Origin of the sequence: Flavobacterium chryseum (genome assembly GCF_004362015.1) — a bacterium.
Taxonomy (GTDB): domain Bacteria; phylum Bacteroidota; class Bacteroidia; order Flavobacteriales; family Flavobacteriaceae; genus Flavobacterium.
Map to the genome: position 1 here is coordinate 168,691 of NZ_SNWW01000008.1, position 14,368 is coordinate 183,058.

Consider the following 14,368-nt stretch of genomic DNA (forward strand, 5'->3'; position numbering starts at 1 on the left):
CCGCAAGATTCGCAAAGCAATAAACTTTGGTATCCGGATAAATCTTAGCGAACTTCGTGGTTAAATTTTATTCTAAAATTTTATATTATTTCGTTTGAACTGAAAACCAATTTGAAATTTCTTCTAAGGCAATTGGAGAAATCGTTTGTTCTATTGTTTCATATTCATCTGGAGAACCAGTTTTACATTCCTGAAATAAATGATTCAAATTGGGTAAAATTTTAACGGTCACTTTTTTATTTCCAGCTTTTGCTAAAGTATTTTTAATGATCTCTGTATTAACTTCGGCCGGAACTTGTAAATCTTTATCTCCGTTAAGAGCTAAAACGGGACATTTTACATTTTTTAAAACAGTTACCGGATCAAATTTTATAAAGTTATAATACCAATTAGAAGTAATTGCAAGAGTAGCCATTTTTGCTTTCTGATCAGTAGGATCTTCAAATTTTGACTTGAAATAAGTATTTATATGATTTTTAAAGATATCGTCATTGGTGGAAGAAGCTAAAACAATATCATATGCGCCCTTAAAAATCTCGTGATCTTTTTTAATTTCTGCTTCCGAAACTCCGCTTTGTCTTTGTATCAATTCTTTTTGTAACAACAGTATTTTATCACCTCGAAGTCCAGGTCCTGCCAATAAAACGATAAAAACAATATCTTTAGAATTACCTGCCACAATCGGTGCAATCAAACCTCCCTCGCTGTGTCCGATTAAGCCAATTCTGTTTTTATTTATTTCTTTTCTGGTTTTTATATAGTCTACTCCGGCTTGTACATCTTTTGCAAAGTCAGTAGAAACGGCAGTACTAAAATTACCTGTTGATTCGCCAACTCCGCGATCATCAAAACGCAATACAGCAAATCCTTTTTTAGTCAAATAATCAGACAAGACCAAAAATGATTTATGCCCAAGAACTTCTTCATCTCTATTTTGAGGCCCACTTCCAGTAATTAAAATGACAGCCGGAAAATTACCTTCTTTTTTAGGAAGAGATAGTGTTCCTGCCAAGGTAACTTGATCTGTTTTATTTTCAAATTTTACGTCTTCTGTATAATAAGAATAAGGCTTTTGAGGTTCTTGGGATCTTACACGAACTTCTTTCTGAACATTTTCTCTGGATAAATTAACATCCAATGATTGTCCGGATTGCGTAAGCTTTCCCACAATAATATTATCGCTGTTCAATGTTCCTTCATAGGTACCCTTTATAGCGACAATATCCAATTTCAAAACGGCATTTTCAAAAGTAGTTTTAGCAACTGGAATTCCTGTTGCTTTTTGATCCGGGCTGTCCATTGTAGAAGAGTATCCGGATTCTGTTTTCGTAATATGAAATGCAAGTCTTAATTGAGTGCCCGGAACTTTCAAAAGCCCATTCCACTGTCCTGTAATTTCCTGTGCGAACGTTATGGAAGAAGTTAAAATTATTATTAAAATAAGTATTGTTTTTTTCATTTTTATTTAAGGAATTCGTTATGAAATATTATTTTTCTCTAAGTTCTGAAATTTAAAATACGAGTATATTATGGGTACAAGTGCTATAGTGACACCAATGGAAATAAAAGCTTTCGAGAAAGTGAACCCAGGAAAAACCAACCCTCCTAAGACGATAATTATCCCGCCCAAAAACCAAATTTTACCTGCAAATACATGCGTAGCTTTCCAAACTTCACGATTCTCTAAAGTCCAAGGTGTTCGAATTCCGATAAAATAATTCGGCTGGATCACTTTAAAATAATTGCCTAAAACCATTAATAGAACGCCAACAAAAACATAGATCAAATTGGGACTCGAGAAGTTTTGATTTTTTGAGATGTAGATAAAAAATAACGCCAGTAACGACATAAACAAAACCATAAAAAATTTCAGTTGATAAAATTTACTCCCCATCAGGGCGATTCTCTTTTTAGGATCAATCTTTTCAGCGACAATCGTAATTAAATACATCAAAACCGGTAGCATAAAAACCAATAGAATTAACAAAGATCTATCACCCCAATTGTCAATTTTTCCTTCAATATTCCAATGGGTCGGAACCTTTTCAGGAAGACTTTTCCAAATTAAAGCTAAATAAACAAAAGGAGTCAAAACAATTCCAATTATGGGAAGTTCTTTTTTTAAAGTTAAATTCATTTCATTATTTTTTAAAAGTTAATATCCATTGCAAAACATCTTCCATTATGGTAGTATTAATGGAATAAATGATGAATTGCCCATTTTTTTCAGAAGTGATTAATTCGGCACGTTTTAAAATATCTAAATGATGCGAAATACTAGGCTTCGAAATATTGAAGGCATCTGCAATTTCTCCGGCAGACATATCCTTCTGTTTCAAAAGCTCCAGAATTTCTCTTCGGGTTGCATCATTTAATGCTTTAAAAATATCATTCATTATTTATATATTTAGACAAATATCTAAATACTTTTTTTAATTCACAAAAAAATGGACAACAATTATATTGTTGTCCATTTAATATTAAAGTTAAAATATTTTAAAACTGATGCACTTTCTTAGAAATCACTAAAAATGAAACTAGAGAAATCAAAGCTGCAATCGTCAGGTAAAAACCTACAAAGTTTAATCCGTAAGTAGTGGCGAGCCAAATTGCTATTAGCGGTGCAAATGCCGCACCTAAAATACCAGCCAAATTAAAAGTCAGAGAAGCACCGGAATAACGAACGGTGGTAGGAAACAATTCAGATAAGAAAGTCCCGAGCGGACCATAAGTAAATCCCATCAACGACATTCCGATACAAACAAAAGTAGTTACTAAAACAGGATTTCCTGAATTGAGAAAATACGAAAAGAAAAAACCAAATATAGCAATAGCAGATGTCGTGATAATTAGTATTTTCCGGCGACCAATTTTATCTGCAACTACAGCCGAAACAGGAATAAAAGCAGCAAAAAACAATACTGAAAACAATTGTATCAACAAACCATCTCTTTTAGTAAAACCTAAATCAGAAGTAGCCCAGCTAAGTGTAAAAACAGTCATTAAATAAAACACTAAAAAAGTTGTAATTGCAGATAACGTACCAAAAATCAATTGATTTTTATATGATTTTATCAACGTCAAAAACGGAATTTTAACTTCTTTTTGTTCTAATTTAGAATTTTCAAATGCCGGAGTTTCGCTAATTTTTAAACGAATATAAAATCCAACTATTACTAAAAGTGAACTTGCTATAAAGGGAATTCTCCAGCCATAATCCATAAAAGCTTCACTGGTCATAGAATCTGTTAATATTAAAAAGGTCCCTCCTGAAAGCAACAATCCTATAGGCGCTCCCAATTGCGGAAACATTCCGTACCATGCACGTTTATGTGGCGGAGCATTTTCGATCGCTAATAAAACAGCACCTCCCCATTCTCCTCCTAAACCAACTCCCTGGCCAAATCTACAGAACATTAATAAAATTGGTGCCGCAATACCAATACTTGCATAACCGGGTAAAAAACCTATTGCAATTGTCGACAGTCCCATTGTTAACAGCGCAACTACCAAAGTAACTTTACGTCCTATTTTATCTCCATAATGTCCAAAAACGGCTGAACCTATTGGTCTGGATAAAAAAGCTATTGAAAAAGTAGCCAAAGATTCAAGGGTAGAATTTGTACTACTCGCTCCCGGGAAAAAGAGTTGAGGAAAAACCAATACTGCAGCATTGGCATAAATGTAAAAATCAAAAAATTCGATCGTCGTACCAATTAAGGAACCAAATAAAACGTGTCGTAAGGAATTCTCCTTATTAGGGTTATTGTTCATGTAAAATAGATATATCTTTTTTAATTACAAAAATATAATTTCGTTATTAATAATACAGCATTAGAGCAAATAGTTTTAATATCCCACTGTGTTTTTAACAACTATAATGTATTTATCATTTTCTATATCATTAAATGACTCAACATTAAAAACTTGATTATAGGAACTTTAAAATAAAAATAAAAAACAAATCATAAGCAATCGTTAAAACTGTTTTTAACTGTATATTTTGATTAAATTTACAGCTGTCAAAAATAAATTTAAAATTATGCCAACCGACTGTATCAGCTATCAAACTTCAGGATATTTTTCTAAATTGATACAAGATTATTTAGATCAGAAATCAGAATTGAAACCGCTGTACAATTATTTTCCTACTTTAGAAAACTTCGAAAAACAGATTGCCGAAAAAGAAGCAAACTTTGATAACGCCAACCGAACTCCTCTGGTTGAATCTTTAAAAAGGCAATATCAAAACATTGAAATTTCTGATGCAACAAAGCAAAATATTGAGCTTTTAGCACTTTCAAATACGTTTACAATTACAACCGGTCATCAATTAAATTTGTTTAGCGGGCCGTTGTATTTTTTATATAAAATTATTTCAACGATTAATTTAACGAAAGAATTAAAATCAAAATATCCAACGTATAATTTTGTTCCCATTTATTGGATGGCGACGGAAGATCATGATTTTGAAGAGATTAATTATTTTAATTTTAAAGGAAAAAAATTCAGATGGAATAAAGAAAGTACAGGTCCTGTTGGAAGACTTTCTACCGAAGGTTTAGCTGAATTCTTCGAAATTTATTCTAAAGAATTAGGTTCGAGTACGAATGCCAGTGTTTTGAAAAAGTTATTTGAAGATGCTTATTTAAAACATGATAATCTTGCAGACGCTACTCGTTTTCTGGCCAATGGCTTATTCGCTAATTATGGTTTGGTAATTCTGGATGCTGATGATAAAGATTTAAAACGTGCATTTATTCCTTACATAAAAGAAGAACTGGAGCAGCAAACTTCTTTCAAAGCGGTTCAGGAAACGATTTCACAACTTAAAGATTATACCGTTCAGGTAAATCCACGCGAAATCAATTTATTTTATATTGAAGATGATTTGCGTGAAAGAATTATTTTTGAGAATGATAAGTACATTGTAAATAATACCAGAACTTCATTTTCTAAAGAAGAAATTCTAAAATTATTAGATAGCAATCCCGAAAAATTTAGTCCAAACGTTATTATGCGTCCGCTCTATCAGGAAATTATTTTGCCCAATTTATGCTATATTGGCGGAGGCGGAGAAATCGCTTATTGGTTAGAATTAAAATCTTTTTTTGATGCTGTCAATATTACTTTCCCAATACTTTTAGTTCGAAATTCTGTTCTTTTAAATACCGAAAAACAAGCTAAAAAAGCAGACAATTTAAATTTAAGCTGGGCAGATTTATTTACTAAACCTGATGCTTTAATAAATGCGATCACACATAAATTATCTGATTTCCCGATTGATTTAACACCTCAAAAAGAAACATTAGAAAAGCAATTTGAATATCTTTACGAATTAGCGCAACAAACTGATAAATCTTTTACAGGAGCCGTTAAAGCACAAGAAGTTAAACAGAAAAAAGGTTTAGAAAACCTTGAAAAAAGATTATTAAAAGCTCAAAAACGAAAGCTCGATAATGAATTACAACGCGTTGTAGATTTGCAATGCGAGTTGTTTCCAAATCAAAGTTTACAGGAACGTCACACGAACTTTTCTGAATTTTATTTAGAAAAAGGAGAACAATTGATTCCGCTTTTAATCCAAAAACTAAAACCATTAGAAACTAATTTTAATATCATAACAATATAAAGTTTGCCACGAATTTACACAAATTTATTCGCACAAAATACAAAAAGTAATTCGTGAAAATTCGTATAATTAATGGCAAAAAAAATAAAAATAAAGTAATAATCATCAGAATAAATAACCGCCTCTTCTGAAATTATTGCCTCTCTAAACCAAATAGTAACTTTTAAACAAAAAACTAACCTATTACAAAAACTATGACCAGAGAGCGCTTGATTTCATTAGATGTCTTTAGAGGATTAACGATTTTATTAATGACTATTGTAAACAACCCCGGCGACTGGGGTAATGTTTTCCCTCCACTTTTACATGCTGAATGGCATGGATGTACACCAACTGATTTGGTTTTTCCGTTTTTCATTTTTATCATGGGAGTTGCTGTTCCTTTAGCAATGCCTGATAAAATATACGATGGTACAACTTTTAATAAAATTTTAGTTCGTTCGTTACGCATGTTGTGCTTAGGCATATTTTTTAACTTTTTCGGAAAAATTCAATTATTTGGCCTTGACGGAATTCCACTTCTTATTGGGCGCTTAGCCATAACTATTGCAGTTGGCTATGCTTTAATGGGTAGTTTTAGTTCGAAAGTCAAAAACATTTTAGCTTTTTCAATTCTGTTTATTTATCTGTTTTTAGCTTACAGCGGTATTGAAGCTTATCATGATGTACGTCTTCCGGGAGTTTTACAACGAATTGCCATTGTTTATTTTGTGGTTTCTCTTTTATACTTAAAAACCTCTCAAAAAACTCAAATTGTTACTGGAGTTGTTTTACTATTAGGATATTGGGCGATAATGACTTTAATTCCAGTTCCCGGAATTGGACCAGCAAATTTAGAAAAAGGAACTAATTTAGCTTCATGGCTGGATTGTGTTTTACTCAAAGGACATATGTATCATGAAACTTTAACTTGGGATCCGGAAGGAATTCTAAGTACAGTTCCGTCAATCGTAAATGGAATTATTGGATTGTTGATAGGACAGTTACTTCAACGTGAAATATCTAAAACACAAAAAGCGCAAAAAATGCTAATTATTGGTGTTGTACTTATCATTGCTGGTTTACTTTGGAATATTGTTTTTCCACTAAACAAATCACTGTGGACAAGTAGTTATGTTTTATATACAACAGGACTTGCCACAACATTTTTAGCTATTTTATATTATGTTATTGATATTGCAGATTACAAAAAAGGATTTAAACCATTTTTAATTTGGGGAGTAAATCCTATGATTGTGTTTTTTAGCTCGCAGATTATTCCACAATCTTTAGTAATGATCGAATTTCAAAATCCACATAATACATCTGAAAAAATTAATCTTTTAGAGTATCTATACCGTTTCGGAATTGCACCCTTTTTCAATAATCCAATGGCTGCTTCTTTAGCGGGTGCATTGGTTTACGTTTGTATCTGGACATTTATTTTATGGATATTCTACAGAAATAAATTAATCTTTAAAGTATAAAAATTCATTATATAAAATGATATAAGTTCATTTTAGAAAATACATTAGTTTGCGGAGATTTTATTCACATTACTGTTTAAATGAAATTATGTGACTATATAGTTTAAAAAAGACCTTTTATTAGTTAAAACATCATTCTGCTGTGTTTTAATTATGAATTTATTAAAATCAATTCATAAAAAAGTCTACTTTTGCACAAAATTTAAAAACACAAAAATGGCAACAAATAGAACTTTTACAATGATTAAGCCGGATGCTGTAGCAAACGGACACATCGGGAATATTTTAGCAATGATTACTAACGGTGGTTTCAAAATCGTTTCTTTAAAATTAACTCAATTAACTGTAGCTGATGCTCAGGCATTTTATGCTGTTCACGCTGCAAGACCTTTTTACGGAGAATTAGTTGAATTTATGTCACGCGGACCAATTGTTGCTGCTATTTTAGAAAAAGATAACGCAGTAGAAGATTTCAGAACTTTAATTGGAGCTACAAATCCAGCTGAAGCTGCTGAAGGAACTATTCGTAAAGCATACGCAACTTCTATTGGAGAAAATGCAGTTCACGGTTCTGATAGCGATGAAAATGCTGCTATCGAAAGTGCATTCCATTTTGCTGGAAGAGAGCAGTTTTAATTTATGATTTTAGAGTTCAGATTTTAGATTGCTGAACTTAACAATCACAATAAAAAAATCCATTTCAATTGAAATGGATTTTTTTATGGGATATTCCGAAAAATCTAAAATCTAAAATCTAAAATCTAAAATCTAAAATCTAAAATCTAAAATCAGCGCAGCACTACATCCTTAACCACTTCGCGTCCTAATTCTTCATTAATCATTTTAACTATTTTAGACTTTCCGTGACTCAATTCTTCTCTTAAAACTGCTGATCCAAGCTCAACATAAAGCGTACTTCCTTTCAAAACAACGTTTTTTGTATACGTATTTACACCATTCCCCATTAATTGCCTCCACGCTTCTTTTACATCAATCTGATCCATTCCGGGTTGAAGTTTATTCACCTGAATGATTTGTTGCAAAACAGCCCCAATCGTACTTTCGTTATTTAGTCTTTTTGCCATCGTTTACTATATTTATTGGTCCTGCTTTTTTATAGTGATATTCTTTATTCTGATTGTTTTTTACTACAAATGTTTCATCAGAAATCGAAATTAATTCTTCACTCCACTTTGCATAATCGGTTTTATAATCTAAAAATGTTCCTTTATCTGTAGATCTAACTGAAACATTTTCAAAAGTATTAGTAGTCAAAAAAGTTCCGTCAAGCTGTGCCATAACCTTCGTTCTGGTTCCTTTTGTACCTTTAATTTTAAAAAAATCAAAGTTTTCATTCATTCCGTAAGCCTTCTCTTCTCCTCCATCAAAAACTACTTTTTCAATTTCCCAATAACCATTTAATTTTGCAATGTCAGCAGGTTTAATTTCTTGTTTGCAACCCACAAACAAAAGAGACAAAACCAAAATCATAAAAGTGTTTTTCATAAGTAATAAAATTATAAGGAGACACTTCCACTGTCCACTGTATCTCTTGTTCTGTCAGAGCAGATAAAAAGGATACGGCTGCCATCAGGGCTAGGACTCCCATTTTAAAAAGAAATTTAGTGAACTACAACAAAAAGTATTTCATAATAAAATACGTAAATCAATTATCGCTTCGTACGTAATCGCTGTAAAATTCCCATAAAAAAGAAAATCAATCCTAAAACTAATAAAACGTAGTAAAAAGACAGACTTTTATCTCTCAATACATTGGCTAAAACAAAAGAAATAACGCTCGCGAAATAAAACACAACAGGCGTTATATTTTTTAAAGAAGAAAAACTCATTATAAATTATTTAAAGAAACTATCTACGAATTCATATTTATTAAAGACTTGTAAATCTTCGATTCCTTCGCCAACTCCAATATATTTTACCGGAATCTGAAACTGATCTGAAATACCAATTACGACACCACCTTTTGCAGTTCCGTCTAATTTGGTTACCGCAAGCGATGTTACTTCGGTTGCAGCAGTAAATTGTTTGGCTTGTTCAAAAGCATTTTGACCTGTAGAACCGTCTAAAACTAAAAGTACATCATGAGGTGCATCGGTAATAACTTTCTGCATTACACGTTTTACTTTTGTAAGTTCGTTCATCAGATTTATTTTGTTATGCAAACGTCCGGCAGTATCAATAATAACTACATCGGCATTTTGCGCTACGGCTGATTGTAAAGTGTCGAAAGCAACAGAAGCCGGGTCACTACCCATATTTTGTCTTACGATTGGCACATCTACTCTATCTGCCCAAACCTGTAGTTGATCTATCGCTGCAGCACGAAAAGTATCTGCCGCACCTAAAACCACTTTATAACCTGCTTTTTTAAATTGATAGGCCAGTTTACCAATGGTAGTTGTTTTACCAACTCCATTTACACCAACTACCATTAAAACGTAAGGTTTTTTATCTTTCGGAATATCAAATTCAGTAGCCTCACCCCTATTGGTTTCAGATAATAAACCGGCAATTTCTTCGCGAAGGATTTGGTTTAATTCTTCTGTTCCTAAATATTTGTCTTCGGCAACACGTTTTTCAATTCTTGAAATTATCTTTAGCGTTGTATTTACGCCAACATCTGAAGCCACAAGAATTTCTTCTAAATCATCTAAAACATCATCATCGACTTTAGATTTTCCGGCAACAACTTTGCTTAATTTTGAGAAAAAGGTAGTTTTTGATTTTTCAAGACTTTTGTCTAAAGTCTCTTTTTTATCAGTAGAGAATAATTTTTTAAAAAAACTCATTTTTGTTGATTATTAGATTGTTAGACTTCTAGACTTATTAGATTATCTGAAATCCTAATCTTTAAAGAATGTCATTATTTTTACACTAGTGTTATAGAATCAGTATTCTTTGCTTATTCTGTAAGACGAACAGTAAAGATATAAAGTATAGTACAAATTATTGCTTAAAAACAAGCCAATTATTGTGCTTCTATAAAATTTCAGACAAATATAAAAAATAAAAAAGCTACTTCCGAATGAAAGTAGCTTTTCTATATAATGTGATTGTAATTATTTCTTTTTCAAGAAAGTATCAACTTCTTCAGGAGCCATAATAGATTCTACGAATGTATATGCACCAGTTTTAGGAGATTTCACCATTTTGATGGCTTTTGATAATCTCTTAGAAGATGTTTGTAACGATGCTACGGTTTTCTTTGCCATGATTCAAATGTTATTTGAAGTTTTTATAAAACTCTAATGGCAAAACCATTGAGATCTATAAAATCTCTAATTATTACTTAATTTCTTTGTGAACAGTTACACGTTTCAAGATTGGATTAAATTTCTTAATCTCTAATCTATCCGGAGTATTTTTTTTGTTCTTAGTTGTAATATATCTAGAAGTTCCTGCTACACCAGAAGTCTTGTGTTCAGTACATTCTAAAATTACCTGGATTCTATTACCTTTCTTTGCCATCTTGCTATATATTTATTTAGGAAAAGATTATTTGATAAATCCTTCTGACTGTGCTTTTTTCAAAACAGCAGAAATTCCATTTTTATTAATTGTTTTTATCGTAGATGCTGCTACTCTAAGAGTAATCCATCTATCTTCTTCTGGAAGATAAAAACGCTTTTTAACTAAGTTTACAGAAAATTTTCTCTTAGTTTTGTTCATAGCGTGAGAAACGTTATTTCCTACCATCGCTCTTTTACCTGTAAGGTCACAAACTCTTGACATTATACTTATCTTTTATCGTTATTCAAAATCAGGGTGCAAAGAAAAGAAAAATAAACCATTGTAGCAAAAAATTATTGCACAATTTTTAAAATTTCTTTCTGTAATATTTCCAAACTCTTAATCGTCGCTCTATCTATCACTTTCTCACGTGGTTGGCCAAAATTAAATTCTTCAACAATTATATCATTTGGAGTTGCAACAGCGATAAAAACAGTGCCAATTTCAGCATCTGAGTCACCTTTTGTCGGTCCGGCGTTACCAGTTGTCGCAATTGCATAGTCAGTTTTAAGTATCTCTTTCACATTCAAAGCCATAGCCGAAGCTACTTGCGCACTTACTACCGAATATTTATCTATTAAATCCTGCGAGATACCAAGAACACTAACTTTAGCATCGGTTGCGTACGAAACTACACTGCCTCTAAAGTAGTTAGAAGCTCCTGGAACAGCTGATAAAATTGAAGCAATTTTTCCACCCGTAATACTTTCGGCTGTCGCAATTGTTTTATTTTGCTTTGTAAGCATCTTTCCCACTACAGATTCTATAGTTTCATTTTCTTCGTATCCTACTATAATGTCATGAATTATAGCATCTAAAGATTTTACATTTTCCTCAATTGCTGCTTCTAATTCTTCTTTATTTGTTCCCCTTGCTGACAAACGCAAACGTACTCTTCCAGGATTTGGCAAATAGGCTAATTTGATAAAATCAGGCAAATTATTTTCCCAATCCTCGATACGTTCTGCAACAAGACTTTCTCCTTGACCGTAGGTTAAAATAGTTTTATGAATGATATACGGACGTTTATATTCACGTACTATTTTAGGAATTATCTCTTCTTCTACTAAATATTTCATTTCGTACGGAACTCCGGGAAGCGAAATAAAAACAGTATTTTCTTTCTTCATCCACATTCCCGGTGCGGTTCCCATTTTGTTGTGCAAAACGGTACATTTTGACGGAACTAATGCCTGATCTTTATTTAATTGTGAAATTGGTCGTTTGTAAAAACCTTCTATCAACTCTGTTACATGAGCCAAAACTTGAGGATTTACAACTAATTCATCATCAAAGTAATCGCAGAATGTTTTTTTAGTAATATCGTCTTTTGTAGGACCTAATCCGCCCGTGATTACGACCACATCGACTTTATTTTGCAGTTGTGCGAAAGTATCTAAAATATGTTTTTTATCATCGCTGATCGAAATCATTTCATGAACTTCAACTCCAATGCGATCAAGTGATTTGGCAATAAATGCAGAATTTGTATCTACAATCTGACCTATTAAAATTTCATCTCCAATAGTAATAATAGTTGCTTTCATAGGATAAAATATTTACTTACTCTACTTATTGTATGAGAAGTTATTATTAGAAAGTAGGTTGTTGTGAAACGATTTGCGTGAAGGGCAGAAACAGCATCCTTTTGTGACATACGAAAGATACTTATTAAACAAAAAAACTCTGGAACAAAAGATATAGTATCCCGAAACTTCGGATGACTCTATTTTTTTACCTTAATTTTAAAAGTAAAAAACAGAGTCACACCTAATTAAATATCAAAATCTTTTTTAATTTCTTTGATAGCTTCTTTCACTTGTATTTTAATACTTTTAAAAGTTTCGACAATTTCTTTTTTCTTGCCTTCTGCTTTTGTCCAAGCTTCTACCTGAAGAATTTCTTCAAAAGCTACATTTAAGCCCATTAAATCTAATGTTGGTTTAATTTTGTGCGCATAAGCGTAGGCATATTTATGATCCTTTTTTTTGATTCCTTCTTTGATTTGTTTCAAATCTTCAGGAACTTCTGTAACGAACAATTTAAGAATTTCGTTTACAAATTCAGGATCATTATCTGAAAGTGCATACACTTTCGAAAGGTTATATTTTAAAGCCATTATTTTACTTGTATTCTAAATAATTTTTTATCTTCTAAAAAGCCTTCTAAAACGTCATTTGGTTTTACGGCAGCAACACCTTCCGGAGTTCCAGTAAAAATTATATCTCCTATTTTAAGCGTAAAGAATTGCGAGACATACGAAACAAGTTCATCAATTTTCCAAAGCATGTGACTTGTATTGCCTTTTTGAACTGTTTGCGCGTTGTTTGTGAGCTCAAAACTAAGATTTTCCATTGAAACAAAATCAGTTTTAGGCAAAAAATCTCCAATAACTGCAGAACCATCAAATGCTTTTGCTTTTTCCCAAGGTAACCCTTTTGCTTTTAATTGAGCTTGTAAATCTCTGGCAGTAAAATCGATACCTACGCTAATTTCATCATAATATTTGTGCGCAAACTTAGGTTCAATGTACTTTCCTACTTTATTAATTTTAACAATTATCTCTATTTCGTGATGAATATCTTCAGAAAATTCAGGTATAACGAAAGGATGTTGTTTTAATAAAACAGCTGAATCCGGTTTCATAAAAACAACAGGTTCCGAAGGTCTTTCGTTTTTTAATTCTTCAATATGATTGGCATAATTTCTACCGATACAAAGTATTTTCATTCTTTTTTTGTTGCTGAGTTATTAAGTACTAGATCATTAAGAAACTATGCAGAACACTTAGCATCCTAGAACCTTAGAGACTTAGAACCTTATTTCGTATTTAACTTTCTTAATTTAATAGCTGTTAAGACTTTCTTCGTATACAGCGGAAAATCAGCATTTTGAATCCAACTGAAATAGCCAGGTTCTGATTCTAACACTTTTTCTACTTTTGCACCTTTGTGTTTTCCAAAGGTAAAAATCTCTTCGTTGTCTTTATCAAAAGCAATCATTCCGGCAAAATCTGCGATTTTTTTACGAGTTGTAAATTCAGACAGTACTTTCATATCATTTTCCAGTTCCGGGTAACGATCTAATTGCGCTTTCAAAATTTCATAAGTCGCCATGGTATCTGCTTCTGCAGAGTGCGCGTTTTCTAAACTTTTTCCACAATAAAATTTAAAAGCAGCGCTTAATGTACGCTCTTCCATTTTGTGAAAAATAGTCTGAACATCTACTGAAACTTTATTTTTCATATCAAAATCAACTCCCGCGCGAAGTAATTCTTCAGCCAATAACGGAATATCAAAACGATCTGAATTAAATCCACCCAAATCACTATCCTTAATCATATTATGAATTTGTGGCGCCAGTTCATTAAAAGTAGGTTCGTTAGCTATTTTTTCATCGGTTATACCATGAACGGCTGTTGTCTGCGGTGGAATTGGAATTGTAGGGTTTACTAACCACGTTTTACTTTCTTTGTTTCCATTAGGAAAAACTTTAAATATTGAAATTTCTACTATTCGATCTTTTCCTATATCAATCCCAGTAGTTTCGAGATCAAAAAAGCAAATTGGTTTGGTGAGTTTTAGTTCCATATTTAAGTTTTAAAAGTCTACAAATATAAATTTTAAAGACGAAATTTCCCCGTTTTTTTTACAAAGTTCTAGGATTCTTACTTAGAATATAGAATTATCAGAAAAAGAAAACCCTTTCAACATCTAAAATGTTAAAAGGGTTAAATATT

Annotated in this window: 17 protein-coding genes; 3 read left to right on the forward strand and 14 right to left on the reverse strand. The window is 32.1% G+C overall.

Annotated elements, in window-relative coordinates; translation table 11 throughout:
- Positions 1-85 precede the first annotated feature (85 nt).
- The 4 genes from EV143_RS16055 to EV143_RS16070 form a co-directional block, all read right to left on the reverse strand.
- Complete coding sequence (locus EV143_RS16055; RefSeq protein ID WP_133508957.1) at positions 86-1,459, reverse strand: alpha/beta hydrolase family protein; 1,374 nt, start codon at positions 1,457-1,459, stop codon at positions 86-88.
- Positions 1,460-1,477: 18 nt separating this feature from the next.
- Complete coding sequence (locus tag EV143_RS16060; RefSeq protein WP_133508958.1) at positions 1,478-2,137, reverse strand: SdpI family protein; 660 nt, start codon at positions 2,135-2,137, stop codon at positions 1,478-1,480.
- Positions 2,138-2,141: 4 nt separating this feature from the next.
- On the reverse strand, positions 2,142-2,396 hold the full coding sequence (locus EV143_RS16065) for an autorepressor SdpR family transcription factor (protein ID WP_133508959.1): 255 nt from the start codon (positions 2,394-2,396) through the stop codon (positions 2,142-2,144).
- Between the two features lie 100 nt (positions 2,397-2,496).
- Entirely contained in the window at positions 2,497-3,774 is a 1,278-nt protein-coding gene (locus EV143_RS16070; protein ID WP_133508960.1) for an MFS transporter, read from the reverse strand.
- Between the two features lie 268 nt (positions 3,775-4,042).
- On the opposite strand from EV143_RS16070, the gene bshC reads away from it, so the two are divergent.
- From bshC to EV143_RS16085, 3 genes are all read left to right on the forward strand, one after another.
- Positions 4,043-5,632, forward strand: coding sequence for a bacillithiol biosynthesis cysteine-adding enzyme BshC (gene bshC / locus EV143_RS16075; protein WP_133508961.1), 1,590 nt, complete (start codon positions 4,043-4,045; stop codon positions 5,630-5,632).
- Positions 5,633-5,826: 194 nt separating this feature from the next.
- Positions 5,827-7,098: an acyltransferase family protein gene (locus EV143_RS16080; protein WP_133508962.1), complete on the forward strand. Its 1,272-nt coding sequence runs from the start codon at positions 5,827-5,829 to the stop codon at positions 7,096-7,098.
- Positions 7,099-7,314: 216 nt separating this feature from the next.
- On the forward strand, positions 7,315-7,734 hold the full coding sequence (locus tag EV143_RS16085; protein WP_056196211.1) for a nucleoside-diphosphate kinase: 420 nt from the start codon (positions 7,315-7,317) through the stop codon (positions 7,732-7,734).
- A gap of 152 nt (positions 7,735-7,886) precedes the next feature.
- Here the strand turns inward: EV143_RS16085 and EV143_RS16090 are convergent, their stop codons facing one another.
- The 10 genes from EV143_RS16090 to EV143_RS16140 form a co-directional block, all read right to left on the reverse strand.
- The gene (locus EV143_RS16090) at positions 7,887-8,183 is read right to left on the reverse strand and encodes a DUF721 domain-containing protein (protein ID WP_115846842.1); all 297 of its coding nucleotides are present in this window, start codon (positions 8,181-8,183) and stop codon (positions 7,887-7,889) included.
- Positions 8,164-8,604, reverse strand: a complete 441-nt coding sequence (locus tag EV143_RS16095) for a hypothetical protein (RefSeq protein ID WP_133508963.1) — start codon at positions 8,602-8,604, stop codon at positions 8,164-8,166. The genes EV143_RS16090 and EV143_RS16095 overlap by 20 nt, the downstream gene beginning before the upstream one ends.
- Before the next feature lie 350 nt (positions 8,605-8,954).
- Positions 8,955-9,908 (reverse strand): signal recognition particle-docking protein FtsY, encoded by a 954-nt coding sequence (gene ftsY / locus EV143_RS16105; RefSeq protein ID WP_133508965.1) that lies wholly within the window; start codon positions 9,906-9,908, stop codon positions 8,955-8,957.
- 270 nt (positions 9,909-10,178) lie between these two features.
- Entirely contained in the window at positions 10,179-10,331 is a 153-nt protein-coding gene (locus EV143_RS16110) for a DUF4295 domain-containing protein (RefSeq protein WP_007805819.1), read from the reverse strand.
- Between the two features lie 73 nt (positions 10,332-10,404).
- On the reverse strand, positions 10,405-10,587 hold the full coding sequence (rpmG, locus tag EV143_RS16115; RefSeq protein ID WP_017495179.1) for a 50S ribosomal protein L33: 183 nt from the start codon (positions 10,585-10,587) through the stop codon (positions 10,405-10,407).
- A 27-nt stretch (positions 10,588-10,614) separates the two neighbouring features.
- Complete coding sequence (rpmB, locus tag EV143_RS16120; protein WP_007805815.1) at positions 10,615-10,851, reverse strand: 50S ribosomal protein L28; 237 nt, start codon at positions 10,849-10,851, stop codon at positions 10,615-10,617.
- A 71-nt stretch (positions 10,852-10,922) separates the two neighbouring features.
- Positions 10,923-12,176: a CinA family nicotinamide mononucleotide deamidase-related protein gene (locus tag EV143_RS16125; RefSeq protein ID WP_133508966.1), complete on the reverse strand. Its 1,254-nt coding sequence runs from the start codon at positions 12,174-12,176 to the stop codon at positions 10,923-10,925.
- A 227-nt stretch (positions 12,177-12,403) separates the two neighbouring features.
- Positions 12,404-12,748, reverse strand: coding sequence for an Hpt domain-containing protein (locus EV143_RS16130; protein WP_133508967.1), 345 nt, complete (start codon positions 12,746-12,748; stop codon positions 12,404-12,406).
- A complete protein-coding gene (locus EV143_RS16135; protein WP_059116509.1) occupies positions 12,748-13,359 on the reverse strand; it encodes a fumarylacetoacetate hydrolase family protein in 612 nt (203 codons plus the stop codon). Before EV143_RS16135 ends, EV143_RS16130 begins: the two co-directional genes overlap by 1 nt.
- A gap of 89 nt (positions 13,360-13,448) precedes the next feature.
- Positions 13,449-14,219, reverse strand: coding sequence for a 3'-5' exonuclease (locus tag EV143_RS16140; RefSeq protein ID WP_133508968.1), 771 nt, complete (start codon positions 14,217-14,219; stop codon positions 13,449-13,451).
- Between the last annotated feature and the right edge of the window lie 149 nt (positions 14,220-14,368).

Bases quoted from the DNA above. Each gene is read 5' to 3' on its own strand.
- EV143_RS16055 (WP_133508957.1), bottom strand. From the start codon at position 1,459: ATGAAAAAAACAATACTTATTTTAATAATAATTTTAACTTCTTCCATA.
- EV143_RS16060 (WP_133508958.1), bottom strand. From the start codon at position 2,137: ATGAATTTAACTTTAAAAAAAGAACTTCCCATAATTGGAATTGTTTTG.
- EV143_RS16065 (WP_133508959.1), bottom strand. From the start codon at position 2,396: ATGAATGATATTTTTAAAGCATTAAATGATGCAACCCGAAGAGAAATT.
- EV143_RS16070 (WP_133508960.1), bottom strand. From the start codon at position 3,774: ATGAACAATAACCCTAATAAGGAGAATTCCTTACGACACGTTTTATTT.
- bshC (WP_133508961.1), top strand. From the start codon at position 4,043: ATGCCAACCGACTGTATCAGCTATCAAACTTCAGGATATTTTTCTAAA.
- EV143_RS16080 (WP_133508962.1), top strand. From the start codon at position 5,827: ATGACCAGAGAGCGCTTGATTTCATTAGATGTCTTTAGAGGATTAACG.
- EV143_RS16085 (WP_056196211.1), top strand. From the start codon at position 7,315: ATGGCAACAAATAGAACTTTTACAATGATTAAGCCGGATGCTGTAGCA.
- EV143_RS16090 (WP_115846842.1), bottom strand. From the start codon at position 8,183: ATGGCAAAAAGACTAAATAACGAAAGTACGATTGGGGCTGTTTTGCAA.
- EV143_RS16095 (WP_133508963.1), bottom strand. From the start codon at position 8,604: ATGAAAAACACTTTTATGATTTTGGTTTTGTCTCTTTTGTTTGTGGGT.
- ftsY (WP_133508965.1), bottom strand. From the start codon at position 9,908: ATGAGTTTTTTTAAAAAATTATTCTCTACTGATAAAAAAGAGACTTTA.
- EV143_RS16110 (WP_007805819.1), bottom strand. From the start codon at position 10,331: ATGGCAAAGAAAACCGTAGCATCGTTACAAACATCTTCTAAGAGATTA.
- rpmG (WP_017495179.1), bottom strand. From the start codon at position 10,587: ATGGCAAAGAAAGGTAATAGAATCCAGGTAATTTTAGAATGTACTGAA.
- rpmB (WP_007805815.1), bottom strand. From the start codon at position 10,851: ATGTCAAGAGTTTGTGACCTTACAGGTAAAAGAGCGATGGTAGGAAAT.
- EV143_RS16125 (WP_133508966.1), bottom strand. From the start codon at position 12,176: ATGAAAGCAACTATTATTACTATTGGAGATGAAATTTTAATAGGTCAG.
- EV143_RS16130 (WP_133508967.1), bottom strand. From the start codon at position 12,748: ATGGCTTTAAAATATAACCTTTCGAAAGTGTATGCACTTTCAGATAAT.
- EV143_RS16135 (WP_059116509.1), bottom strand. From the start codon at position 13,359: ATGAAAATACTTTGTATCGGTAGAAATTATGCCAATCATATTGAAGAA.
- EV143_RS16140 (WP_133508968.1), bottom strand. From the start codon at position 14,219: ATGGAACTAAAACTCACCAAACCAATTTGCTTTTTTGATCTCGAAACT.